This window comes from Flavobacterium reichenbachii (assembly GCF_002217435.1).
Classification (GTDB): Bacteria; Bacteroidota; Bacteroidia; order Flavobacteriales; family Flavobacteriaceae; genus Flavobacterium; species Flavobacterium reichenbachii.
Window position 1 is genome coordinate 117,345 of record NZ_MUHF01000005.1, and the last position, 25,284, is coordinate 142,628.

Below are 25,284 nucleotides of genomic sequence, written 5' to 3' on the forward strand. Positions count from 1 at the left end.
TTTTATAACTTTATGTCAAGATTTGAGCTTTTATTAAAGAGCATTTTTATGCAACTTTGATCCTTAAATAAAACAATAATTTAAAATAAATAAAACAGTTTAATAAAACTGAAATAGAATAAAAATATATTAAACATCTTAAAGTACACGTAAAGTATTAAAAACTCTAATCAAATGCTCATCAAATACCTCCCCTTTTCTAAAACGGCAATTTCAATAAATTATATAATTTTAGAATACTTTTTTGCTCCCGAAAAGAATAATAACATGCAAAATTATTTAGAAAATGGAAAAAAATAAAAAAAGTCAAATCATCGATTTTTTCGACAATGTAAAAGTCATGGGTGCCAACTTTTCTGAAGGGCACATTGGAGACGAAGATTTTTCGTTAATCAACTCCAAGGTAATTCATCCAGAACATACACTTCCCTATTCTACCCCTTTATTTTACACCACTTTTTATTCAATTGGCGTTGTAATTGATGCTCATGGAAGTATTTTAGTTGATAAAATGCCGTTTGCTACCAAACCTGGTATGCTGTTTATTAATAAACCCGGCGAACCGCAGCAATTAACCTGGGAAACGATGAATGAGACATATGGATTATGCTTTACCGAAAATTTCCTTTCTAAATATGCTGGAATATCCATTTATAAAACATTCCCTTTTCTGCTATTCGAAAGACATGTACCACTGCAAAACACTGTAGAATTTCAGCAGGAACTTAAAAAGATTATTTTGCAAATTAATACCGAATTACGCAGAGAATCACCGCTGAAAAAAAAGATACTCGCCAATTTACTCACCAGATTCCTGCTTAAAATAAAACAAGAATTTTGGGAAGGATACAAAATTAATACGCCGCAAACCAGAAACCCAGATATTGTAAAAGATTTTAAACAAAATTTAGAATACCATTATGACCAGCTTCAAAAAGGAAAAGTCAATCAGATCCTCTATATAAAAGATTATGCTGAAATGCAGCATCTTCATGAAAACTATCTTTCTAAAGTTTTAAAGGAAAAAACAGGAAAAACCGGCAGTCAGTTAATTGCTGAAAAAACTTTGGGTGTCGCCAAAAGTCTCATCAAAGATTCAAGGCTTTCGGTAAAAGAGATTGCTTATATATTGGGGTTTTCTTATATATCGTATTTTAATATCTTTTTTAAAAAACACACTGGCCAAACCCCTGGAAGTTATCGTAAAAAGAGTCTATATTAAATTCCTTCGGTGCAATTATTTTCAACACATAAAAACATATTTTTTTGAAGATTAAAAAAAAACGTTTCACTAATCTAAATGCACACAGTTAATCTATGTGTGGAAACTTGTTTCTTTTAATCTCTTTTTGATACAATCGCATCCCATATTTTAGGAATATAGACTATGCTTCTATGTGTTAAAGTTTGTATGAATTTTTAATTTCATCCAACGATTTATATTAAATTTCACAAATATAGTGTTAAGACTAAGATTCAATAATACAATCCTAAACCGTTTACCAACTTGGTCTTATATTTACTGATTCGCCCCGATAAATATGAACGCGATCAGAATCTGAAGCATTAAAATCGTTCCTGACTAAATTTGGAGTGTTTTGGGTATGCTTTTTATAAAATGTATAAAAATATTTAAGATCGCCGAAACCAAACAACGCTGCAATTTCGGTCATTGGTTTATCTGTATTCTTTAGCAAATAAGTAATTTCATCAATAAGTCTCTCGTTGATCCAATGATTGATGGTCTTTCCTGAGCTTTTAGTTACAACCTTAGAAAGATACGTCTGGCTGAAATTCAGCATTTTTGCATGTTCTTTTGTTCGAAAAATTGTTGAGGTTTTCCCTGAAATCAACATGCTGAAATTCTGATCTATATTTTTGAAAAAAGAGGTTAGAACCGCAGTATTTTTTTCGTCCTGAATCTCGAGTTTAATTTTGTTCTGATGTTGTTGTATCAGAAGTAAAATATTAATGAGAAGATTAGAAATCATCTCGTTTTTAAAATTTAATCCAACAGTAGCTTCTTCGTAGATTTGCGCACAAATTTCCTCAAAAGCCTTAAAATCATTACTATTTAAGTAATAATTTAATGCACTTATGTTATTTTTTAATGGGATTTCTTCGATGCCTTCTGGAAAATATTTCTTAAAAAAATCTGTCGTAAAAGAAATACTGTATCCAACGGGTGACTCTGTCCAGCCGCTTGAAAAATAAACACCCGGCTGTTTCATAAAAACATGTTGTGGACCAAGTTCATAAATATGATCTCCTACAACAAAAGTGCCTTTTCCGCCTTGTATTACGGTTAAAGTATAATAATCTGGTCTAAAGGTTGGAGTAAGATACGGCATTTGCAATCCCATATCATGAATTTTTATGATAGCAAAATCATCGCTGTCAATATAAGAAGAGACCGGTAAATTCATAAAAGCAAGAATGTCTCTAAACTTGCTTAAGGTGGTTAGTTCTGGTTTCATATTTACCCACTTAATTGTCGCGTGTTATGCTAAATAACGTATTGAGCAAATTTAGTGAAATAGTAAAAAAAAAGGTCCTTACAGAGTACTTATTTCTGGTTATGTTTTATTCTATTTGAAAATAAAAAGGAAAAAAATAGGTTATTGTTGTCGCGTATACTATATTTGCAACAACAAAAAATTTATATTATGAAAAAATTAATTTTCTCTTCTCTTCAAGTAAGGGATTTAGAGGTTTCAAAAGCTTTCTACACAGATAAATTAGGATTTGAATTATCAGAAATGACAAATCCGGAAGCATGCATTTTTAAATACAACCAAGGAGAAGCTAGCTTTGCACTAAGAAAACCTATTGGAGACTTAGACGGCAAAGAGCTTGGAACAGGAGTTTCTCTTTGGTTTACTGTTGATGAAAGAATTGAAGAACTTCAAAAACAGCTGACTGAAAAAGGAGTACTATTATTAGGATCAATTAACAATACTCCTTTTGGCAAAACATTAATGGCAAAAGATCCTGACGGTTATGTTATTACATTTTTAGAACAAACGCAAAACAATCAATAATGAGTGATCGAGAGATAAAATACTGGGTAATCTCAGCATCCAAAGATCACGTAAAGAATGGTACAGCGCAAGGAATTGCTCAGGCTTGTCATGGAAAATCAGCGCCTTTAAAGAGAATGAAAAAAGGAGATTTTATTCTTTATTATTCAGGAAAGCAAACTTTAGGAAAACCAGATAAATGCCAGGAATTTACAGCAATAGGAAAAGTATTAGATGATGAAATATATCAGTTTCAAGTTTCTGAAGACTTTTGTCCTTCGAGAAGAAATATTGATTTTTTTGAATCTAAGGATCTCTCTATTCTTCCGTTAATTGAAGATTTAGATTTTATTCCAAACAAAAAAAGCTGGGGTTATCCATTTAGATTTGGTTTCTTTGAAATTAATTACCACGATTATAATTTAATTTCATCACAAATGCTTCAAAATCATGTCTGAAAAAATCGAATTTAAATTTAAAAGTCCAAACGACAGCCCAGGTTATCTGCTCGGGCAAATCACGATGCTTTGGCAGAGAAAACAAAAAAAAGCACTTGATCCTTTAGATCTCACACATACTCAATTTGTACTTCTCGCTGCTTTGGCGTGGCTTTCTAAAGAAAATGACAATGTAACTCAAATTGACATTGCCAATCAAAGTAATGCAGATAGAATGATGGTCTCAAAAGTACTGCGGACTCTGGAACAAAAAAAATTTATAACGCGTCATGAACATCAAACCGACACTCGAGCAAAGACTATTCGATTGACATTGATCGGCGAAAAAGTTTTACAAAAAGCTCTTACAGAAGTAGAAAATACAGATGCAGCATTTTTCTCCATTTTAGGAGAAAATCTCGCTTTGTTTAATTCTGAAATGGTAAAATTAATTGATGATAATAAAAGTGAATAAAGATAAATATCTAAAAAGAAACACATTATGACGACAATTGACTACAATAATAAAATTTGCACACTGATTAATGTTTTTACGGTTGAACCGGAAAGACTGAATGAATTGTTAGAAAGCTTAAAAAAAATTACCGTAAACGTAATGAGTAAGTATTCGGGTTTTATATCGGCTAATCTTCATGTTGGCGATGATATGAAAACGATTATCAATTATGCACAATGGGCTTCTATGGAAGATTATCAAAATGTTTTAAAAGATGAAGAAGCTTTAAAACATATGAAAGCTATTGCCGCAATTGCAACAGGTTTTAAACCTGCAACTTGCAGCGAAATATGGTCACATTCGGTATAATCTGAAACATTTCATTAAAACTTACGATTTTCTTTTTTAGATAAGCTAAAAAAATCTCTGTTAATCTTACCTGATTTGTGATTAACAGAGATAATTTATACTATTTTTTACTTAAATAAAAATGATTCTTCAGATGTTACAGCTGTTGATCTGTCTTGTACTGCAAACAAAAATTATTTTTTTTCATCGACAAATACATATAATTTCTGCACTTTACCATTTTCAATCACAAACAAATCCATTCCGGAAACAACAGCTGGTTTCTCTTTTGAACCAAAGTGCCAGTATAAACGAACTATATTATGATTGGTTTCAAGCAAATTTGCTGAAAATCTGAAATCAGGATTTTTTTTCTGAAGTTCTACAATAAATTTACTGATTTCATCACTTCCTACGGCAATAAAATGACGATCGACCATCTCAACATCGGCTGCATAAAATTGATTCAGCAAAGCATTTCTTTTGGTTTCATCTTTTTCATTCCAGATCTTAAGATGATTTTCTACTATTTCATTATTTTTTTTAGAATCTAGATCTGCAGCTGTTCTTTTAACAGAAGGATTTTTTGGAGACCATAATACCGTTTTCGGATTAGATTTTTCATATCCTTTTCCGTTAGGATAAGAAACAAGTTCCATTTTAGATCCCCAAGGTGTTTCAAAATAAACCCACGATTCGCCAGCCGTATCTCCAGACGGAGTCAGAAAAGGTTCTCCCAATATTTTTACACCTTTAGCTTTTAAATACTTTACTGCCGCATTTATATCTGCTGTATAAAAAGCAATATGCGAAGCTCCTATATCATCAGAATTAGGATGAACAAGACTGCCTTTATTATCTTCATAACTAAACAATTCGATGCTCGCGCCTGTTCCTGCATTTATCATTTTTATGGTTACAGCTCCTGTTCCCTTGTTGATGTGGTTGGCTTCTTTCCAGCCTGCATCCAGTGGTATAGGACCTAGCTGTGTTACAGGCGTAAAACCAAGTACATCGCTAAAAAATGTTATGCCTTTATTAAGATCGGGAACATTAATTCCAACATGGTCTACGCCGATAATTCCTGCGTTGTTTTGAGCAGCCGTTTTTTCTGAGGTCGAAAAGAAAAAAACTAAATTTAGTAAAGCTATGGCAGAAGTCTGCAATTTTTGATTTGATTTATGATTTGTTTTCATGATTTTATAAATATTATTTTATTGTTTTAAATGGCTGTTAGACAAAAAATTAATTACTGTAAGCCGCTAACCATTTTGCTTTAATTGCAGCACGTGCTTCTATAAATTCTTTATCAGTTCCCTGAGCAATAGCATCAAGTGGAAAACGAAGTGGTCGCTCCCCTTTTTTCATAGTAACCAATTCTAAAATTCCGTTTGCAATAGTTTGCGGATTCATATCAAACTGAGCCATTTTACCAAACATTGAAGCTCCTAAAGCATTAAATTTTTCTGTTGCAGCATCTCCATATTGATCTATAATATCTTGCTTATCTGCATGTATTCCTGCTTTAGAACCATTATTCATTTCAGTAGGATAAACGCCTGGCTGTATGCTTACGTTTTCAATTCCGTAATCAGCTAGTTCGTCCTGCAAGCCCTCTGTAAAACTTTCTACGACCAATTTTGAAGCGATATACGGAATCATAAAAGGAAGTGTGTGTCCGCTTGCTCCCGTCGTAATATTGATGATAAGTCCGTTTTTTTCTTTTCTCATAGAAGGAAGAACAGCCTGATACGTACGAAGAATGCTGTATACATTAACATCAAACATTCTCTTCACTTGTTCGATTGAATATCCTTCTAATAAACCAAAACCGCTTACTGCTGCATTATTGATTAGTACATCAATTTTTCCGTATTTTTCAAGGACTTTTTCAAAAGCCTGACCTACAGAAGCATCATCTGTTACATCAATATCTACTACTTCTATATTGGCAATTGCGGTTAATTCTTTTGCAGCTGCTTCATTTTTATCTTTTGTATTGCGCATTCCTGCAATTACAGAGTGGCCTGCGTTAGCTAATGTTATTGCTGTAAGTTTACCAAAGCCTGTACTTGTACCTGTAATGAAAATTGTTTTTGACATGATTTCTAATTTTAGTGTTAAACTATTTGTCCCTTTTGAACATTACAAAGTTGCGACGAATGCCAAACGTGCACATTGATTAGAAATAAGTAAAAACTTGATATAGATCAAGTGTTTTGAATATGCCATAAAAAAAGGAGCTTAAAAAGCTCCCTTATATTATTATTTTTTTGCGGTTTGTTTCCGTATACGACTTAATGTTTCCGGGGTCATACCAAGATAAGACGCGATCATAGTCTGCGGAATTCGTAAAGCAAATCCCGGATATTTATTTATGAAATTCAGATATTTTTCTTCTGCAGTAAACGATAATGATGCCTGAATTCTGTTTTGTGCTGCAATAAAACTCTTTTGCAAGATTGCATTTACCATAGCATTAAAAGCCGGCACCTCTTTGCAGAGCAATTCAAAATTATCATGTGTAAACAAAACGAGCTCACTATCTTCGACAGCATCAATATTAAAACGAGACGGCTGTTGGTACAGCAGGCTTTCTCTATCGCCTGTCCACCAATTCTCAATGCTGAAACTATTTACATGCTCGCTCCCTTTTTCATCTACAGAATAAGTACGCAGACAGCCTTTTGTTATAAAAGCATCGTATTTCCAAATATCGCCTTCCTGAAGAAGATATTGTTTTTTACGCAGTTTTTTAATAATAGCAAAAGATTGTATATAATCAGACTCTGCTTGTGTCAACGTGGTTTTATCGTCTAGATATTTTTGGAATATTTCATACATAGATTGTAAAAATATATAAAAGTTTTTAAAGTAAAATCAAGATTTTTATTATTTCTGAATTTAGAATTTATTAAAAAATACAGCAGCGATCTGCTATTCTGGAAGATTGGAATATAATATAGATTCTACAAATCTGAAATGCTATTATGTAACAAATCTCTTTAACAAAGAACTAAATTTGAGGCACTTCGCTAAAAATAATATCATGAAAAATTCTTTAATACTTTTACTAACAATTTTCTTTTTTTCATGTCAGCAAAAAGAAAATAATATCGCTCCTCTTAAAGTTACGGACACTATTGCTGCACAGAAAAAAATTATAGAAAAGAAACAAAACAAACAAACAGGCGATACTATTGTCATGAATTTCAAAAATGAAAAAGGTCTTTTTACAGCAGAAGGTAACTTAGATTCTATTCATTCTAAAACATACATTAAATTTAATAATGAAAATACAGGCGAATTAAAAGCAAAGATTATCCCAACTGACGGCAAAGGAAACATCCGTTTCAACCAAATTATTTTTCCCGATAAAACTTCTGACGGACCTTTTGGAATGGATTTGAACATCAGCCTCAATCAAAAGGGAAATTATATTCTGGTAATTGGACATTCGTTAATGGCAGACAATCCTTTCTTTGGTAAATTCAAAATAGAGCTTGAAAATAAAAAAGAATAATCGCATATAAACCGGTGTTTATATATTTATTAAAATTTTTATTATTATGTCTTATTATGTAATTAATACCAATTATAATTTATTAATTTGGCTTAATGGCTATAAAACAATTTTCACATTTATTCTTTCGATATTTTGAATTCCAAACTATTCACAAGCTGAAACCAGCTGCTTTTGATTTTCTTACTCAATCTTGCAGTATCAAAAAACCTGCTAATCTTCACCACTCCTACCTAATTAAATAATTATGAATATTGAAAACGAACAAGAACTTTATTTATTAGTTATGAACGCTCCGGTGGGCATTTGCGTTTTAGATTCTGAAACTCTTACAGCAGAAATTGTAAACGATAGTTTTATAGCCGTGGCAGGAAAACCAAGGCATGCCATATTGGGAAATTTTTATTGGAATGCTTTCGCAGAAGTACGCCAATACTATGAAAGCGCGTTGGAAAATGCTATCAAGGAAGGTAAACCTTATACTGCAAATGAAGCTGAACTGGTATTGATCAGACACGGCAAAGAAGAAACTGTGTATGTTACTTTTGTCTATACTCCTCTAAAAAATAGTGCAGGCGAAGTAAAAAAAGTGGCAATCTGGGTTTTAGAAAACACGCTTCAGGTAACTAACAGACTGAAAATCGAAGAAAGCGAAAAGTTTGCACGAACAGTATTTTATAATTCTCCTGTGGCAAAGCTTGTATACATAGGAACTAATATGATACTGCGGGAAGCAAATGAAAAAATGCTTGAAATTTTTGGCAGAGAAATTTCGATTATCGGGATGCCAATATTAGATAGTATTCCTGAATTGTCCGAAACTAAACTGATTGAAGAATACCTGCATGTTTTAAATACGGGAGAAGTTTATTCAAATACGGCACAACGAATCGGATTTATCAAAAATGGTTCACCTTGTATTGGCTATTATGATTACACGTATAAACCTCTTTATGATGCAGTTGGAAATATCTATGGAGTTATGTTTACTTTGATTGATGCAACAGATCAAGTGATTGCCCGCAATAAACTTGAGGAGGCTGAATTAAACCTGAGAGGTGCTGTAGAACTTGCACAGCTGGGCACATGGAGTATTGATGTAGCGACAAAAGGATTGACTTATTCTGACCGCTTAATTGAATGGTTTGGTTACGACCCTGCAGAACAAGACTATAATGAAGTAATACCCATCCTGTCGCAAGAAGATCAGGAAAGAATTGCACGAGCAGTAGCACTGGGACTCAGTGCAGAGTCTGGTGGTTTATATGATGAGATATACACTGTTATTCATCCTAAAACCGGAAAAAAAAGAATTTTGCACGCACAAGGAAAAACGGTCTTTGATCCTGAAGGCAGACCAGTTCGAATGAACGGAACTGCACAAGATATTACCATTCAGATTGAAGTTCAGATGGAATTGGAAAATCAGGTGCAGCAACGTACAGAAGAGATCGCCGCTGTTGTAGAAGAATTAACGGCTACAAATGAGGAATTAGAACACACCAATTTACAATTGATACATTCCAATCAAGAATTGGAACAGTTTGCCTATATTGCTTCACATGATTTGCAAGAACCTCTTCGTAAGATCAGCACATTTGTCCAGCTGCTCGAAAGCAAAATAGAAGACAATCTCGACGAAAAATCAAGGAATTATATCGATAAGATAAAGAATGCTGCCGTCAGGATGAGTAAACTTATTAGAGATGTACTCGCTTATTCGGCTTTACCTAAGAACAAAGAAGTTTTTGAGGATGTCAATCTTGAAAATATCGCACAGACTGCACTGGAAGATTACGATGTGCTCATGGATAAAAAAGGAGCTGTTATTACATGGAATTCACTGCCAATAATAAAAGGAATACCGCTGCAGATGTCGCAGCTGTTTTTTAATCTGATCGGAAATGCCTTAAAATTTACACGCCCCGATGTTAAACCTAAAATTGAAATTAACTGCACCACTGCTTCGCCAGAAGAAATCGTGTCTGCAAATTTAAAAGAAGGTGTATCTTATCATAAAATTCAATTTACTGATAATGGAATAGGAATGACGCCTGAAAACACAAAAAAAATCTTCAGTATCTTCCAAAGACTGCATGGAAAAAGTGAGTTTGAAGGCACCGGAATAGGATTGGCTATGTGCAAAAAAATTGTCCAAAATCATAATGGAGAAATCGATGCTAAAGGAAGTAATGAGAAAGGAGCTGTATTCAACGTCTATCTTCCAATGAATACTGTAAATTAATCCTAAAAAAAATTGACTTCATTTTTAGAAGTGTCACCACCTATTCAATCTGGTTTATAATTATAAAATCCTTGACTACTCAAAAGTCATCAGGAGGCAGTTTTATTCTCTAAAGTTTCTATTTTAAGCATTACCTCAACAGAACAAATAGGATTTTTTTAATTCTAGCTTTGGCTCTTCCCTACACTTTTACGACAGTTATGCTCAATCATTAATGCAAGCCGAAAGGCTTTATAATTTGAAAATTGAGCCGTTATTTTTTACTCTAAATTGACCTTTCTTTTTCAAGTTAACATTTTTTTTAAAAAAAATCAGTAAAAAAGCCCTATCTTACAAAATAGAAAAGCCCGTATTTGCTGGCATCTTGACGTAATATTAATTATAAATTACAAAAATGAAACAATTACTACAATGGACCACTATTATTCCTGTCTTATCCTGGATTCTTTTCTTTAGCGGTATAATAGAAGGCAGTACAATCTTTCAAATTACAGCAAGTATATTACTTATTCTTAGTGTAATGTCAGCAGTGCATCATTCAGAAATAATCGCAGAAAGAGTTGGAGAACCTTACGGAACTATTATTTTGGCCATATCTATTACAGTAATTGAAGTTTCGATAATCATATCATTAATGATGTCAGATGGCCCGGAAGCAGTTTCTCTTGCAAGAGATACAGTATATGCAGCAACTATGCTTATTCTAAATGGTATTATTGGATTGTGTCTGTTAATTGGAGGTTTAAAACATTATGAACAAAATTTTTCGGCTTCATCTGTAACGATTGGTTTAGTTTCGCTTGTTTCAATTATAGTATTTACACTGGTATTTCCAACTTTTACAGAAAGTGTTTCAGGATCTTATTATTCAGTTCCACAGCTTGTTTTTGCTTCTATTGTATGTATCGTTATTTATGCTTCTTTTCTTTTTGCACAGACCCGCAGATACCGACAATATTTTCTAACCGTTGGAGAAGATGAAAATGAAGATGAAGTAGAACCTATCGTAATCAACAATAAAACATTTTATACCAGTCTTGTGTTTCTTCTTGTTAGTTTAGGCATTGTAGTATTATTGGCCAAAACACTCTCTCCTACAATTGAAAGTATTATTGTGAGTTACAGTCTCCCTAAAAGTTTGGTTGGAGTTGTAATCGCAATTATTATCCTATTGCCAGAAGCAATTGCGGCAATTATTGCCGCAAGAAAAAACAAACTACAGACCAGTATAAATTTAGCTTTAGGATCTGCTTTGGCCAGTATTGGTTTAACCATTCCCAGTGTGGCCGCAATTTGTATCATCATGGACATGCCTATTATCCTTGGACTAGATATAAAATCGATTGTTTTGTTAGCTTTATCAGTATTTACAGTAATGCTGTCATTAAGTAAAGGAAAATCAAATATTGTATACGGAGTGGTTCTTCTGGTAAATTTATTTGCTTTTATTTTCCTTATGATCTATCCATAGTTTTTTTATTTGAATAAGACTCAAAAAGCAAAATTATGGCAGGAAATGTTTAGCTGGTTTTAAGAACTGCAGGCGGCGTCCATTCATTTTTAATCGTCTTTTCTTCCGGCCAGTAACATCTAAAATACAGACAGAAAATACCTTTTGGACTTGGCAGCCAGTTTTCTTTTTTATCTCCCTGCGGTTCAGATTTTTGCACGTACAGCGTAAGCGATCCGTCGGCATTGTATTTTAAACCTTTATTTTTTGTTCCGACAGAATAACGCTTGATTGGATTTGGAGAAAAAAAGTGATGTTCGTCGTACAAAGTAAGCGACCAAAAACCTTTTACCGGCGGCATTTTATCTTTTGCAAAAGTTACAGTATATTGGCTGCTTCCGTTTAATCTTGCGCCTTTGGAATCAAGGTCCTGATAATAATATTTTGTTTCGGCACCAACGTTTACCAATATATTCGACTTTGCAATGGCGGTACGTGTAAAATAATCGGTTCCAAAAGCAGCGCAGTTATTGGCAGTCGACCAATTGTCTGCAAGCGGTATTCCCCAATTACGAAACTGCAATAACGGATCAACTAATTCTTTATCTGCTTTATGAGCTTCTTCGATCATGGCTTTTTTTAGTGCGGGATCTTTTTTAGCTGCTTCAATTACCGCAAGTACTTGTGCATATCTCGCTGCTTCTCCTGGTAATGGCGGTGCATCTTTTAAAACTGCAGGAAGCTCATCAAAAAAAGTATCAGGAAATACCCATTTAGTTTCGCCTGTACCGCCATCTTTTGTAGGCGATGCCAGAGAAGGAAGTTTACTCCAATCCTGATTTTTCATTTTACCATCATATTTATCCAAAGCATATACATCAATGTTATTAATTATTTTTTGTATCGCTGCTTTATCTTCAGGAGTATCGTCCTGAAATACTCTTGGTACAATAAAAGCAGTTCCGGTTTTGCTGCGGAAAGTTTTTGTAATTCCTTTAGGAACTTCTCCTTTCCAGTTAGGTCCGGTCAATAAATAAAAACCGGGCTTAGTGCCGTACATTTTTCCTAATTGTGCAAAAGCATCTGTTCGTAAATCGACTACCTGATACACCCAGAAACGATCACCAAAATCCGGAACCTGAACGACCACGGGAGTTTCATCCAGTGCCGCAATTGCAGCGCCATAAACCACATCCTGATTAGGACAGGCCACCCAGCGCTGTTCTGGTTTTATATAATCGTGAAGCATCGCCAAAGAATTTAATGGAGCAAAAGGCAGTACGCCATTCATTAACCCAACTTTTGGAGACTGCTTAAAAGCGAGACGGCGGTTGTAAATATTTTCCATCGGCCATGCCCAGAAATAAGCATCTCTGGCAACTTGTCGTGCGTAAGATTCGGTAATCTTAACGTTAATATCTGGTCCGGTTGACACTGAATCTGAAGAATTTAGCGCAGTAGTATCTTTGATTACTGCATTTTGTGTGTCAATATCTTTATTTTTACTTTGATTACAGGCTGCGAAAACAAATACTACAAGCAGCATAATTAGATTCTTTTTCATACTTAAAAATTTTATTTTTTGCTTTATTTCACTTTTTCTACGTCATTTAGTTTCCAGCTCTGATCGTATAAGTTGGGTTTTGGACCGTAAAAACGAGCCAGAATTTCAAACTTACCTTTTGGATCTGTCGGCACCCAGTTTGATTCGCCGCTGTCAGGTGCAGTCGGGCCAAAATAAAGATCGACAGAACCATCGCTGTTTGTTTTAAGCCCAGGTGTTTGCGACGAGCGTCCTGCCCACTTTGCATTGCGTATAAAAGTATGCGTGTCGCGATTTTACACCGTCATCGACCAGTATTGTTTTACGGGAACATTGGCTGGTACATTTAATTTATAAGAAGAATTTCCATCAAGTGGATTGCCATCTTTGTCTACGATCTGCATAAGATAGTACTGAGATTCTCCAATATGTTTGGCACTAAAAAATCCCACTGTATAAAGAAGACCTCTATTTCCTGTAGGATAAGAGTCTGCGATAAGATAGTCTCCTTGTATATTTTTTCCGAATTCGGCAGTAACTGGAAAAACCCAATGCGTTCCTTTAAAAAAGGGAGCGGTCTCCTCAAGATTAGAGTCCAGCCAGGATCTTGCAGTTTTGGCGGCAGCTGTCAGTATTTCTTTGGTTCTCTCCTCTTCTTTAAAAGGTTTTCCTCTTTCGATACCAATTGATTTTAAAATATCTATCATGGCTTTATCTCTTTCCAGCCAAGGTTCTTCCTGAATTATTTCATTTAATATTTTGTAAAAAGTAAAATCAAAAGGAATGTTTGATTCATATACCTGTTCACTAGCATCGACAAATTGTGTAGTCGGTTTTTTTGATACTTCGCTTAAAGGGTAGACTTTTATGCGTTTTGCATAGGCAACAGCTGCGGCGACATCAATATCACTCCCGCTTTTTAATACAGATCGTAATAGTGCATAACCACGATACGTATTCGATTGTAATTCTATATAACCTGATGGAATTTTACTTTTATCATAACCAGGTGGTATAAAAAGATATTTCCCTCCCTTTCCTTTATCAACACCACCCGGACCTACATCCTGAATAGAATTTTGCCAATAGGTCATAATACTTCCGTTGAAAACACCAGTATCTGCCGGCGGAATTTCAAGAACAACAGGTCCCGTTTTTTCTGTATTGAAAAACGGCATTAAATAAATTACATCGGGATTAGGCGTTAAGGTTTGATTTTTCCAATCTAGCAATTTCGGCCAGATGACAACTTGATTATAATTTCCATTTATTTTGGAAAAAGCATCATACATTAATTGAAAATTAACCGCAGGCATTCCCCAAATTGCAGCTTCTACACCGCGCTGATAGAGAATTTGTTCTTTTATGTCTGCAGGTTTAAACTCCGTAACAACAGTATCTTTAATGTCGTTTTTTTCAGCCTTGATCGTTGTCTTTTGAGTACAAGCTGAAACGGTCAATACACTCAAAAATATAAGTAGATTCTTTTTCATAACATTTATATTAGTAATTGTAAATTTTATAATTAAATCTTATGCATCTTTTGAATTTTTTAGTATTTAAGGAGAAAACTAAAAGGAAAAGGAAGTTCCCAAAATATGAATACTTAAAAAAATGGATGCTGTATTATTTAATTCAGTGAAAGTGAATTTGAGCACTATTAAGTTTGTACGGTTAAAATTACAAAAAAAAATAATAGAAAAGCACTACATAACAATAAATCATTAATTATCAATAATTTAAAAATTATTCACTTAAATAAAAGAAATAGTTTATCGTGTTTCAAGCTGTGTAATTAAATGGAAATTTTATAAATCAGTAAAGCAGCATTATAAATTAATTACGATTCTATTTTACGAATTTAGACTTGATTATTACTCATCTCTTATCCTTGTAACAAAGCCTTATATTCAAATAAATGCACTTATGAATTTTATACAAAAAATCACCATTTCCGTTTTCTTCTTACTGACTTTTCACTGTGTATCGGGACAGCAGATTCAGACCGACCGCCCAAACGAAACGGAAAGTCCGTCAGCTGTTAAATCGAAGCATTTTCAAATTGAAAGTGGCATATCTTATGAAAAAGACAATACTGAAAAGAAAATTCAGGTGCCTGAAATGGTACTCCGTTTTGGAATTGTAAAAAATTTAGAAGTACGAGCAGAAAATGCTCTTAAAATTACCAATGAGGATCAAAATACCTTAACCGGAATTCAGCCGGTAGTTTTAGGATTAAAATACCACTTTTTAGACCATAAAGGGCTAATTGTTCCAGACCTTGCGATTTTGGGAAGAATCAGTATTCCGTGGATGGCTGATCCTGTTTATAAAGAACAAAAATACAGTCCCGAAATAAGAATGCTTGCTCAAAACGAGCTTTCATCAAAAACACATTTAGGTTATAACGGCGGCATCCGATGGCTTCCAGATACATCTCAGCCCGAATATATTTATACTCTTTCAGCAGATCATTCTTTAACCAAAAAAATCAAACTGGTAATTGAGGCTTATGGAACTTCACTTTCTAACCATCACGCACAAAATAGTGCAGATGCATCATTGTTGTTTCTCCTCACAAATAACATTCAGGCAGATATAACGGCCGGAAGCGGTATTATGCATTCTAATTCTGAGAAATTTGCTGCCGCTGGATTTTCAATACGAATCTAGTTCCCTGCCGACGCTAAATCTGGAAGAAAAATATGAAATGTGCTTCCTAATCCAGGTTCTGATACTGCATACAATATTCCCTGATGATTCATTACAATCCTTCTGCATAAAGCAAGACCAATTCCGGAGCCTGGATAAATATTTTGAGGGTGAAGACGTTTGAATATTTCAAAAATCTGATTTTCATAATTTTTCTCAAATCCAATACCATTGTCCTTAAATATGATATGATAATAATTAGCAGACGTCAATGGAGATTTGGTAAAAGCTGCAGCAAATTCATGAGATACCAGATTTGAAGTAATGACTATTTGAGGAAGAATATCGGGTTTTGTGAATTTAAGCGAATTACTGATCAGATTATAAAAAAGCTGATTCATTTGAAGACCTACTGCTTGTATAACAGGCAGATTGTCAATAGTAATGGAAGCATTTTTTTCCTGCACCATTAATTCAAAATCAATCCATATACTTTGAACTACTGTATTCAAATCTACAGGCTGATAACTTTTTTCGGGTTGAACCAGACGAGAGAAAGTCAGTAAATCTGTTATAAGCTGACGCATACGCTCAGCAGAAGTTCCTATTTTTTTAATTATAGCTTCCTGACTCAAAGTAGAACGTCCATTTTCAAGCATATCGGCAAAAAAACGAATCTTACGTAAAGGTTCCTGCAAATCGTGGCTGGCTACATAAGCAAACTGTGCAAGTTCTTCATTCGAATGTTTAAGTGCATGATTGGATTGTTCCAGTTCCTGATTAGAACTTTGCAATTTTTCCAGCACACTCGCCAGCTCCTTTGTTCTTAGTTTTACCTCCGTTTCCAGCGCCAGCTGCATTTCCCTCTGAATGGTGATGTCTTTTGCTGTTCCGCTGATCACAAGAGGTTTTCCATCTACATCAAAATAAGTCTGACCTATAGAATGTATAATTCTTTCCTCTCCTGTTATTCCGTTAACAATTTTATATTCCGATTCATATTTTCCATCTGATCCTTTTTGCTGTGCAGCTGTAAAAGCGGCTTTGACTCTCTGATGATCTGAATCTTTAATTACCGATCGTGCTTCTTCTAAAGACATATTGGTACTTTTCAATCCAAATATTTCGGCATGACGTTTTGATACTGTCGTGGCTCCCGTTGCAATCTCTGTAGACCAGGTTCCAAGTTCTGCCAATTCTACAGCACCGCGAAGTATTTCTTCTGCCTGTTCTATTTTTTTAATTGAAACAATTTCTTTAGTTACATCAGAACTTACATAAAGCACAGCATATACGGTACCGTTTCCGTCTAATAAAGGAGTAAGGCTAATGTTATGATAACGCTGTTCTTTTCCGATAGAATTAACACCCGGAATACCATTTACACTAAAACTTTCGGCAGTACGATAAACATTTTGGACTGTTTGTATAAATTCATTAGAATCTCCTCCTTCTAAAACCTCTTTCAGTAAAAGTCCCTCAATTGCATCTCCTTTACTAACATTTTCAATAAAAAGCTGATTTGGATTCTCTATAACTAAGTCTTCGCCAAGGAATAAACTAATCGCTACAGGAGCAGCATCAAGTACTGATCGTAATTTAGATTCGCTTTCGCGAAGTGCAATTTCTGTTATTTTACTCTGAGTTATGTCTGTAGCATGTACAATAAGACCAATAACTTTTCCGCTGCTGTTTTTATGTGGTGTATATACGATACTCAGCCATCGGGTTATTCCCATTCTCGAAGGTGCAAACATTTCGTACTTCTCCTGCTCTCCTCCATATGCAGCTACAAGATGAGGAAGTGTTTTCTCATACGCTGCTTCTCCTAAAAATTCCCGAACTGTTTTTCCTATTGCATCTTTTTCTCCAACCGCAAACCATTCCATAAAAACAGAGTTGTACGAGCAGTAACGCATTTCTTCATCCAGATAAAAAATCATAGCCGGCACTGTATCTCGCAATAACTGCAAATGTGCTTCACTTTCTTCTTTTTCCTTCTGCGCCTGTACATGTGTTGTAACATCAATGGCGATGTCAAGAATAGCATAAATTTCACCAGCTTTATTTTTAAGCGGTGTATAAGAAATATTATAATAATTATCGTTTAAGACTCCATTCTGGTTAATTTTTACCAGAGAACCAGGCGAAATAAATGGTACTCCGGTTGTAAAAATATCATCGAGTATTTTTAGGTAAGCCTGTCCTTCTGTTATTAGCTCCGGCATCACTTCTCGCAGCGGAAGACCTTTAATATCTGGTCCTTTGCCTACGATATCAATAAAAGTTTGATTTGGATATTCGATAATAAGGTCGCGTCCAACAAATAATCCTATTCCGGCAGGTGCGGCGGCAATCAGATTTTGCAGTTTGGTTTCACTTTCTTCTACTTCACGACGAATAAGAACCTGACTTGTTACATCTGTCGCTACAACCAAAATACTGCTGGCAAAACCGCTTGAGTTGAGGTTAATCTGGTAAACCAGATCTACATAAATATATTCAAGTTTACCGCTTCGCAGTAATTCGACTTCAACTTCTTTAGCAATAAACGGATTTCCTGTATTTATTACAGTTCGCAATAAATCATCAAAACCCTGACCTCGCAACTCTGGCAAAGCTTCAAGCAAAGGTTTACCCACTATTTCTTCACGCTGACGCCCTACTAATTGACAATAAAATTCATTGGCACTCTGAAAAACCAGATCTTCGTCAATATTTATTGTAGCAATTCCTACGGGTGATTGTTCAAAAATCATAGCCAATTCTTTATGACTGGCTGCAATTTGTTTTTGCGCCTTTACAGTAAGCGTGACATCAGAACACATGTGCAAAATTCCGTAAACACTGCCATCTTCATTAAATAAGGGAGTTAAGGAATAATCAAAATATTGCTCATTTAAAGTTTTTGGGGCTATGAGTAAAGTACCTGTGTTTTTATAAACTAAACCTGTTTTGTAAACTTCCTGTAAACGTTCAAAAAAATCTTTATATACTGCATCTGCAATTACATTGATAACTTTATTCCCAATAATTTCACTGTTTTTACCCCAATATTCAAGCATTACATCATTGGCAAGATCCACATAAAATTCCTTACCGCGAAATAGTGCTGTCCCAACGGGTGCTTTTGCAACAAGTGTTCTAAAACGAGCTTCACTGGCAGAAAGTTTATTTTCTCTTTCCTTTTCGGCAGTAATATCAATGGCAATCGCAGTCAAATATTTTTCTCCATCTGAATCTATTACAAGAGAAATACTGTTGTTTACCCAAATTTCCTGACCATCGCGTCGTATGTAGCGTTTGGTCATTAGAAAATCATTTCCATTGACAATACAATCTTCAAGCAAAATCATATTACGCTCTAAATCATCAGGATGTGTGAGTTCTCCTAAATTCATTTTTAGTATCTCCTCACGCGTATACCCCAGCATTTGACAGTAACGCTCGTTGACTTCCACCATACGTCCCTGAATATCAGCCTGAGCAATCCCGGCATTTGACTGCATTAAAACACTATTGAGCTGTGATCTTACACTGCTGGATTTAATTACGGCGGGAATACTGGTTGAGTTTTCAATACAGGTTACAAAAACTCCATTGACAGCATCATCTGCTCCAAATAAGATACTGTAGCTTAATGTTAAATAAACTTCTTGAAATGTATTGTTCCGACTAAGGGAAGCAATGATATTATCTTCAGATTTAGAACTGCCGTTTTTTACTATATTCTCCAGTGCAGAAGTTACAGCCTGCCATTCGTCTACTAATATTTCTTTAGCAGAATTTCCTAAAGTTTCAGGATGGTTATTCAAACGGTGTAAGAAAGGGCGAAAGGAATCATTGTAAAAAAAAGACTGTTCTGTTCCCCATACAAGAAACATGGGAACATTGGAACTGAGCATAATGCTAAGCGAAGTACGCAGGCTTTCCGGCCAGAATTCTATAGTTCCTAAAGAAGTGCCGATCCAGTTAAATTCATTAATGAGTCTCCCCATTTCTCCTCCCATTCTCAAAAATGGATATTTAAACTCTCTCCTGTCTGATCGCACTGCCACTATTATTTTACAAATTTTCTAGGGCGAAAGATAACGCTATTTAAATGAACCACCAATTATAAATTATGGATTTACCCAAGCTTATTTTTAGTAAAAAACTGATTAATAACAACTTTAAAGATTTTGGGAAAAACTATTTAGAAAAAATCATTTTAAGACTGGCTGCAAAGTAATTTTAAAAAGAGATCTTTTGGGATTTATTTTTTTTCAAAATAAAGATAATCCGTACCATTACCAACATTTCGTAATCGTATCTGCGAATTATTAAATTCAAATAACTTCCAATTATTGTTATTCAATTTACTTAATAATTCTGAATTAAATTTTATTTTTAATTCTTGAACACCATAATACGAAGTATTGTCCCATTGACCTGTTTCTGAAATCCCTGCTTTTGCAGCGACTACAGATTTATCACTTTTAAAAACAAATGAATAACCACTGTAAGAAGAAGTTTTTTCTGAATCATCAAAAAAATAAGGAATTGTCCAGGAACCTTTAGTTATTGTTTCTGCAAATTGAAGTGATGCCGTATTGTTTTCCGGACAGTAATCAATAGCATATTTTATGGCGTTTTCAAAATCCAGATTGCTTGCGATAGATTTAGTTTGAGAATTATAATCTCTTATCGTAATTGGATACCTTAAAGAAATATATTCACTATCGTTTAAGTTTTTTATAAAATTAAAAAATGTCTGATCGCTGGTAATAGAAACAGAACTCGCGATCTGATTTGAACTGTTGTAACTATTTATAGTTATAGGATAATTAATATTTAATCCGTTAATTTTGGATAAAAGATCAGGATACAGATTCCAATAATCAATCAAAGTATTAAAATCAGATTGATTGGGAATAAATTTTTCGATGTAATTATAGTACACCATTGTTACCGGAAAATCTATCTTTACATCATCATCATCTGTTGTACTGGCATTAATATTATTTAAAACCTTTTGGTAATCTGCAGCAGTATTAAGAGTAATATTTTCATTGTTAACCGTAACGGTGTAAGGAAATTTTATGGTGCAATAACTCGAATTATCGATTATATTATCCTGAACTGTCGGGACCATCGCTACCCTTTGCAAATAAGAAGTTAGAGGAGAAACCTTTGTAACTGTACCCTCTGCATTAGAATTCTGCTCCTCTGTTTCGTTTTGACAAGACAGCAAAAACAAAAAAAGTAGTATTGAAAAATATTTTTTTAAAGACAGCATATTTACATTTTTACAAAGGTAATAAAATTTAAAGAAATCGCTTTTTAATAAATTCGGCATCAGGCCTTTTGGTTTCTTCTTTTTCCTGATTAACAAATAAAAAAACAGCATTGCATCTTACTATAAAACAATCGGCAGTACTTTTACCCTACTTAAACTAAAAACAAATACTTTTGCATTTTACAAATTGCAAATATAAATGCCAAATAACCCCAAATCAAACACTTGTGATGAGATAATTTTTTCATCATTTTTTAAAACGCATATAAAAGCACTCCGCAATTTTCTTTTTTACAAATTTGGCGATACACAAAAGGCTGAAGATGCTGCACAGGAAGCTTTTTTAAAACTTTGGCAGAACTGTTCATCCGTTCCGTTAGAAAAGGCAAAATCATATCTGTATACCATTGCAAATAACAACAGTCTTAACGAAATTGCACATCAGAAAGTCGTTTTGAGATATGAGCAAAACTTTAGCGGTTTAGACAAAACCAACGAAAACCCAGAATATATTTTGGAGGAAAAACAATTTCAGTCCAAACTTTTGAAAGCCATCGAAAAATTAAATGAGAAACAGCGTACCGCCTTTTTAATGCATCGAATTGATGGAAAAAAATACAGCGAGATTGCGTTGGAATTAAACATTAGCGTAAAAGCTGTAGAAAAGCGCATTCATTTGGCTTTGTTAAGCTTACGCAAAGAAATTGATCTATAAAAGTAGGGTAAATTTAGTTCTGCCTGTTTTAATTACATAATACCAGTACAATGAAAAAAAATCAATTATTAGCCAAATGGCTTAACAATGATTTATCAGAGGATGAATTAGCTGCATTTGAAGCAAGTCCTGATTTCGAAAAATACAAAAAAATAAAATTTTATACGGATCATTTAGAAGTAGATGATCTGGATGAAGATACTATGCTTTCTAACATTCTTAAACAGAAAAAAGCAGTGCCTCCAAAAGTAGTGCCTTTGTACAAAAACTGGCTGCTTAGAATCGCTGCTGTCTTTGTTTTAGCGCTAGGAATTACCTTTGTTTATAACACATTAGCACAACAGACGGAAACAGCAGATTTTGGAGAGAAAACGGCTTTTTCTTTACCCGACAATTCTGAAGTAGTCTTAAATTCAGGTTCCGAAATAAATTATAAAAAGTGGAACTGGAACGACAACAGACATCTGGAACTAAAAGGAGAAGCTTATTTCAGGGTATCGAAAGGAAGACGTTTTGAAGTAGAAACTAATCTGGGAAAAGTATCTGTTTTAGGAACTCAGTTTAATGTTAAATCCAGAAAAAACAGATTTGATGTAATATGTTATGAAGGCCGCGTGAAAGTAAATTATAACGACAATCAAATCCTTTTAACTCGAGGACAAGGCATTAGTTTTGAAAACGGAAAACAACTAAAAATGACCATAACTTCCTTGAAACCGGAATGGATGGAGAATCAAATTTGTTTTTTTAAGGATAACATCAAAACCATATTAGATGAAATAGAGAGACAATATAATATAGAGATCGAATTAAACGCAAAAAACACTACTTCTTTATTTACAGGAAAACTGCCTGCAGAAAATCTCGATACTGCTCTGCAGATTATTAGTACAACCTATAATTTAAGAATCCAAAAAGTTTCAAAAAATAAAATAATTATTGACGAAAAATAAATGTTGCTCCCCAAACAATTTCATTTTTTGTTTTTTACATTTTTCTATGTCCTGAGTATTTTTGCTCAGGACAAAGGAAAAGCTATGCCTTTTAGTAAAATCATACATGATATTGAACAGCAGCATCAGGTAAGTTTCAACTATCTTCAGGAGGATATTGCGGGACTTGAATTGATTCCTCCAAAGAGGTCCTTTTCTTTAGATCAAAAATTGCGATACCTCACACAAAAAACCAATTTGTCTTTTGAAAATTTAGGCAATCAATTCATCAATATTTATAAAAACAAAGATGAATCTCAAACAATCTGCGGCTACGTTTTTTCTTCTGCTGATAAAAAACCTATTGAAGATGCCAATATCGTTTTAAATAACAAAATCCAGATTACAACCGATTTTAATGGTTATTTTGAGTTTAAGAAAGAAACCAAAAATATACTATTTATAAGTCATGTGGGATTTGTAACCAAAAAAATAACCGCTGGCAGTCAAGATTCTAAGAATTGTACGCAAATACTGTTAGAACCAGAAGTTACCGAATTAAAAGAAATTAAAGCCAATGCTATTCTGGCTTCGGGAATTTCTAAAAATACAGACGGAGCATTTGAAATTAAACCTAAGAAATTTGGAATTTTACCCGGACTGATTGAGCCAGACGCTCTGCAGGCGATGCAGCAGATTCCCGGAGTCAACAGCATCGACGAAAGTGTTTCCAGCATCAATGTGCGCGGCGGTACACACGACCAGAATTTGTTTTTATGGAACGGAATAAGAATGTACCAAACAGGACATTTTTTTGGTTTAATATCTGTATTTAATCCAAATTTGGCACACACCATTTCTATTTATAAAAACGGAAGTTCTGCTTTTTTTGGCGAAAGTGTATCCAGTGTGGTCGATATTTCGTCGAATCCGGAAACGGTAGAAAAAAACAATTTTAGTGCAGGAATAAATATGATTAATGCTGATATTTATACTAAATACAATCTTTCGAAGAAGAGTTTTATTGAAATTTCAGCGCGAAAATCTATTACTGATTTTGTAGAAACACCAACTTATAAAGAATATTTTAATAAAGTTTTTCAAAACACAACAATTACAGATTTTTCGCAAAACCAAAATGTAGATTATAAAAGTGATAAAAAATTTGGTTTCTATGACGCGACTCTCAAATATGCTCTAAAAATAGGAAGCAAAGATCAGATCATTTTAGATTTAATAACAATAAAAGACAATCTTGAAGTTTTTCAGAGTGCCACAGTTTACGATATAAAAAAATCAGAAAATAATATACTGCGCCAGCAGAATTATGGAGGAAATTTGACTTGGAAGAGAAACTGGAACAATCATAATACAACTAAAGTAAATGTAAGCAACTCTTCTTATGAACTTTTGGCTAACCAGACAACTGCAATTGGAAATCAAGTTGTTATTCAGGAAAATACCGTCAACAGTAATGGAATCAATATAGAGAATTTTCATAATATTAACTCTAGATTTAGTTTACGAAATGGCTATCAGTTTAATGAAATTGGTATTACAAACCTGGAACAGGTAACCAATCCTGATTTTTACCGTAAGGTTAAAGATGTCCTGAAAACCCATGCCTTAATTTTTGAAGGGAAATATAATGACACGCTTAATAGAATATATTTTAAAGCAGGAACACGCCTTAATTATATTGAAAAGTTTAAAAAGTATATCCTCGAACCCCGATTACAATTGGATTACGGCATTAACAAAAATCTAAATTTAGAATTGCTGGGTGAACTAAAAAGCCAAAATTCACAGCAGATAATTGATTTACAAAAAGATTATTTTGGAATTGAAAAAAGACGCTGGATTGTCTCCAATAATACTTCAATTCCTATTCAAAGAAGCAGGCAGATCTCTTTAAGTTTATTCTATAAAAAGAACGACTGGCTCTTGGATATAGAAAATTTTTATAAAAAAGTAAACGGAATTACAACCTCCAGCCAGGGTTTTCAAAACCAATTAGAATTTATTAGAACAACGGGAGATTATGAGGTTTTAGGAACAGAAATTCTCGTTCAAAAAAAAATGAACCACTTTCTGACCTGGTTGAGTTATACCTATAACAATAATAATTATCATTTTTCTAATTACGAATTCTCAAGTTTTCCGAACAATTTTGAGTTAACGCATACTTTTTCATGGGCTGTAATTTACGAGAAAAGAAATTTTAAAATTGCTTTAGGAACAAAATGGTCATCAGGAAGACCAAAAACCTCTCCAGATCTTTCAAGAATTGATCTTTCAGATCCTGTATTGGTTTACAATGAACCTAATAACACCAATTTGCATATTTTTTCGCAGGTTAATCTTTCCTCTACTTATAAATGGGAAACTGCAAATGGAATCCAGTACAAATTAGGAATATCTATTTTAAACATTTTAAATAGAAAAAATGAAATCAGCGAATATTACAGAATAAGTTCGCTGACGAATTCTATTGAAGAAGTAGAAACTTTTTCGCTGCAGAGAACTCCAAATTTGAGTTTTAGAATTTCATTCTAATACTCTCTATCTAAATAAGATAACAATCTCAAGTTTTCCTTTTTTATTTTTTTTTCAAAAAACAGCTATTCTTTGGTAGGGTAATCTTTATCAAGGCTGTTTTACTATTGAACCCCCTCAAAAAAAAT

At 33.9% G+C, this 25,284-nt stretch carries 19 protein-coding genes and 1 pseudogene; 12 read left to right on the forward strand and 8 right to left on the reverse strand.

The features are described 5' to 3' along the window. The first annotated feature begins 286 nt into the window (after positions 1-286). On the forward strand, positions 287-1,222 hold the full coding sequence (locus B0A68_RS05815) for a helix-turn-helix domain-containing protein (RefSeq protein WP_051892928.1): 936 nt from the start codon (positions 287-289) through the stop codon (positions 1,220-1,222). Positions 1,223-1,499: 277 nt separating this feature from the next. On the opposite strand, the gene B0A68_RS05820 is transcribed toward B0A68_RS05815, so the two are convergent. Then, the gene (locus tag B0A68_RS05820) at positions 1,500-2,477 is read right to left on the reverse strand and encodes an AraC family transcriptional regulator (protein ID WP_035689659.1); all 978 of its coding nucleotides are present in this window, start codon (positions 2,475-2,477) and stop codon (positions 1,500-1,502) included. A gap of 189 nt (positions 2,478-2,666) precedes the next feature. Here B0A68_RS05820 and B0A68_RS05825 point away from each other — a divergent pair, with 189 nt between their 5' ends. From B0A68_RS05825 to B0A68_RS05840, 4 genes are read left to right on the forward strand one after another with little or no spacing between them, the layout of a single operon-like run. Next, positions 2,667-3,041, forward strand: a complete 375-nt coding sequence (locus tag B0A68_RS05825) for a VOC family protein (RefSeq protein WP_035689661.1) — start codon at positions 2,667-2,669, stop codon at positions 3,039-3,041. Next, entirely contained in the window at positions 3,041-3,478 is a 438-nt protein-coding gene (locus B0A68_RS05830; protein WP_035689663.1) for an EVE domain-containing protein, read from the forward strand. Before B0A68_RS05825 ends, B0A68_RS05830 begins: the two co-directional genes overlap by 1 nt. Then, entirely contained in the window at positions 3,471-3,932 is a 462-nt protein-coding gene (locus tag B0A68_RS05835; RefSeq protein WP_035689665.1) for a MarR family winged helix-turn-helix transcriptional regulator, read from the forward strand. The genes B0A68_RS05830 and B0A68_RS05835 overlap by 8 nt, the downstream gene beginning before the upstream one ends. A gap of 27 nt (positions 3,933-3,959) precedes the next feature. Beyond that, complete coding sequence (locus B0A68_RS05840) at positions 3,960-4,283, forward strand: antibiotic biosynthesis monooxygenase family protein (protein WP_035689667.1); 324 nt, start codon at positions 3,960-3,962, stop codon at positions 4,281-4,283. A gap of 173 nt (positions 4,284-4,456) precedes the next feature. Here B0A68_RS05840 and B0A68_RS05845 read toward each other — a convergent pair whose 3' ends face one another. The 3 genes from B0A68_RS05845 to B0A68_RS05855 form a co-directional block, all read right to left on the reverse strand. Beyond that, positions 4,457-5,458 carry a VOC family protein gene (locus B0A68_RS05845; protein WP_035689669.1) on the reverse strand — a complete coding sequence of 334 codons (1,002 nt, stop codon included), beginning with the start codon at positions 5,456-5,458 and terminating at the stop codon, positions 4,457-4,459. 49 nt (positions 5,459-5,507) lie between these two features. After that, positions 5,508-6,365, reverse strand: coding sequence for an SDR family oxidoreductase (locus B0A68_RS05850; protein WP_035689671.1), 858 nt, complete (start codon positions 6,363-6,365; stop codon positions 5,508-5,510). Positions 6,366-6,527: 162 nt separating this feature from the next. Further along, on the reverse strand, positions 6,528-7,106 hold the full coding sequence (locus tag B0A68_RS05855) for a Crp/Fnr family transcriptional regulator (protein WP_035689672.1): 579 nt from the start codon (positions 7,104-7,106) through the stop codon (positions 6,528-6,530). A 205-nt stretch (positions 7,107-7,311) separates the two neighbouring features. Between B0A68_RS05855 and B0A68_RS05860 the strand changes: the two genes are divergently transcribed. The 3 genes from B0A68_RS05860 to B0A68_RS05870 all read left to right on the forward strand — a co-directional run bounded on the left by B0A68_RS05860 (position 7,312) and on the right by B0A68_RS05870 (position 11,501). Then, a complete protein-coding gene (locus tag B0A68_RS05860; protein ID WP_051892931.1) occupies positions 7,312-7,785 on the forward strand; it encodes a hypothetical protein in 474 nt (157 codons plus the stop codon). Positions 7,786-8,032: 247 nt separating this feature from the next. Then, positions 8,033-10,030, forward strand: coding sequence for a PAS domain-containing sensor histidine kinase (locus tag B0A68_RS05865; RefSeq protein WP_051892932.1), 1,998 nt, complete (start codon positions 8,033-8,035; stop codon positions 10,028-10,030). Positions 10,031-10,424: 394 nt separating this feature from the next. Then, positions 10,425-11,501: a calcium:proton antiporter gene (locus tag B0A68_RS05870; RefSeq protein ID WP_035689674.1), complete on the forward strand. Its 1,077-nt coding sequence runs from the start codon at positions 10,425-10,427 to the stop codon at positions 11,499-11,501. 49 nt (positions 11,502-11,550) lie between these two features. Here B0A68_RS05870 and B0A68_RS05875 read toward each other — a convergent pair whose 3' ends face one another. Beyond that, the gene (locus B0A68_RS05875) at positions 11,551-13,044 is read right to left on the reverse strand and encodes a DUF1254 domain-containing protein (protein WP_084679208.1); all 1,494 of its coding nucleotides are present in this window, start codon (positions 13,042-13,044) and stop codon (positions 11,551-11,553) included. A gap of 23 nt (positions 13,045-13,067) precedes the next feature. Further along, positions 13,068-14,516 (reverse strand): annotated as a pseudogene (locus tag B0A68_RS05880) (DUF1254 domain-containing protein). Positions 14,517-14,949: 433 nt separating this feature from the next. Between B0A68_RS05880 and B0A68_RS05885 the strand changes: the two are divergent. Beyond that, positions 14,950-15,696, forward strand: a complete 747-nt coding sequence (locus tag B0A68_RS05885; RefSeq protein WP_035689676.1) for a transporter — start codon at positions 14,950-14,952, stop codon at positions 15,694-15,696. Here B0A68_RS05885 and B0A68_RS05890 read toward each other — a convergent pair. Further along, positions 15,693-19,727 carry a PAS domain S-box protein gene (locus B0A68_RS05890; protein WP_123947482.1) on the reverse strand — a complete coding sequence of 1,345 codons (4,035 nt, stop codon included), beginning with the start codon at positions 19,725-19,727 and terminating at the stop codon, positions 15,693-15,695. The two genes, B0A68_RS05885 and B0A68_RS05890, sit on opposite strands and share 4 nt — an antisense overlap. 203 nt (positions 19,728-19,930) lie before the next feature. Further along, positions 19,931-20,953 (reverse strand): hypothetical protein, encoded by a 1,023-nt coding sequence (locus B0A68_RS05895; protein ID WP_035689862.1) that lies wholly within the window; start codon positions 20,951-20,953, stop codon positions 19,931-19,933. Positions 20,954-21,152: 199 nt separating this feature from the next. On the opposite strand from B0A68_RS05895, the gene B0A68_RS05900 reads away from it, so the two are divergent. Genes B0A68_RS05900 through B0A68_RS05910 form a run of 3 tightly spaced genes read left to right on the forward strand, consistent with a single transcriptional unit; the run spans position 21,153 to position 25,156 of the window. Further along, positions 21,153-21,668 (forward strand): RNA polymerase sigma factor, encoded by a 516-nt coding sequence (locus B0A68_RS05900; RefSeq protein ID WP_035689678.1) that lies wholly within the window; start codon positions 21,153-21,155, stop codon positions 21,666-21,668. A gap of 50 nt (positions 21,669-21,718) precedes the next feature. Continuing rightward, positions 21,719-22,621, forward strand: coding sequence for a FecR family protein (locus B0A68_RS05905; protein WP_035689680.1), 903 nt, complete (start codon positions 21,719-21,721; stop codon positions 22,619-22,621). A gap of 27 nt (positions 22,622-22,648) precedes the next feature. Then, entirely contained in the window at positions 22,649-25,156 is a 2,508-nt protein-coding gene (locus B0A68_RS05910; RefSeq protein WP_240475333.1) for a carboxypeptidase-like regulatory domain-containing protein, read from the forward strand. Positions 25,157-25,284 lie beyond the last annotated feature (128 nt).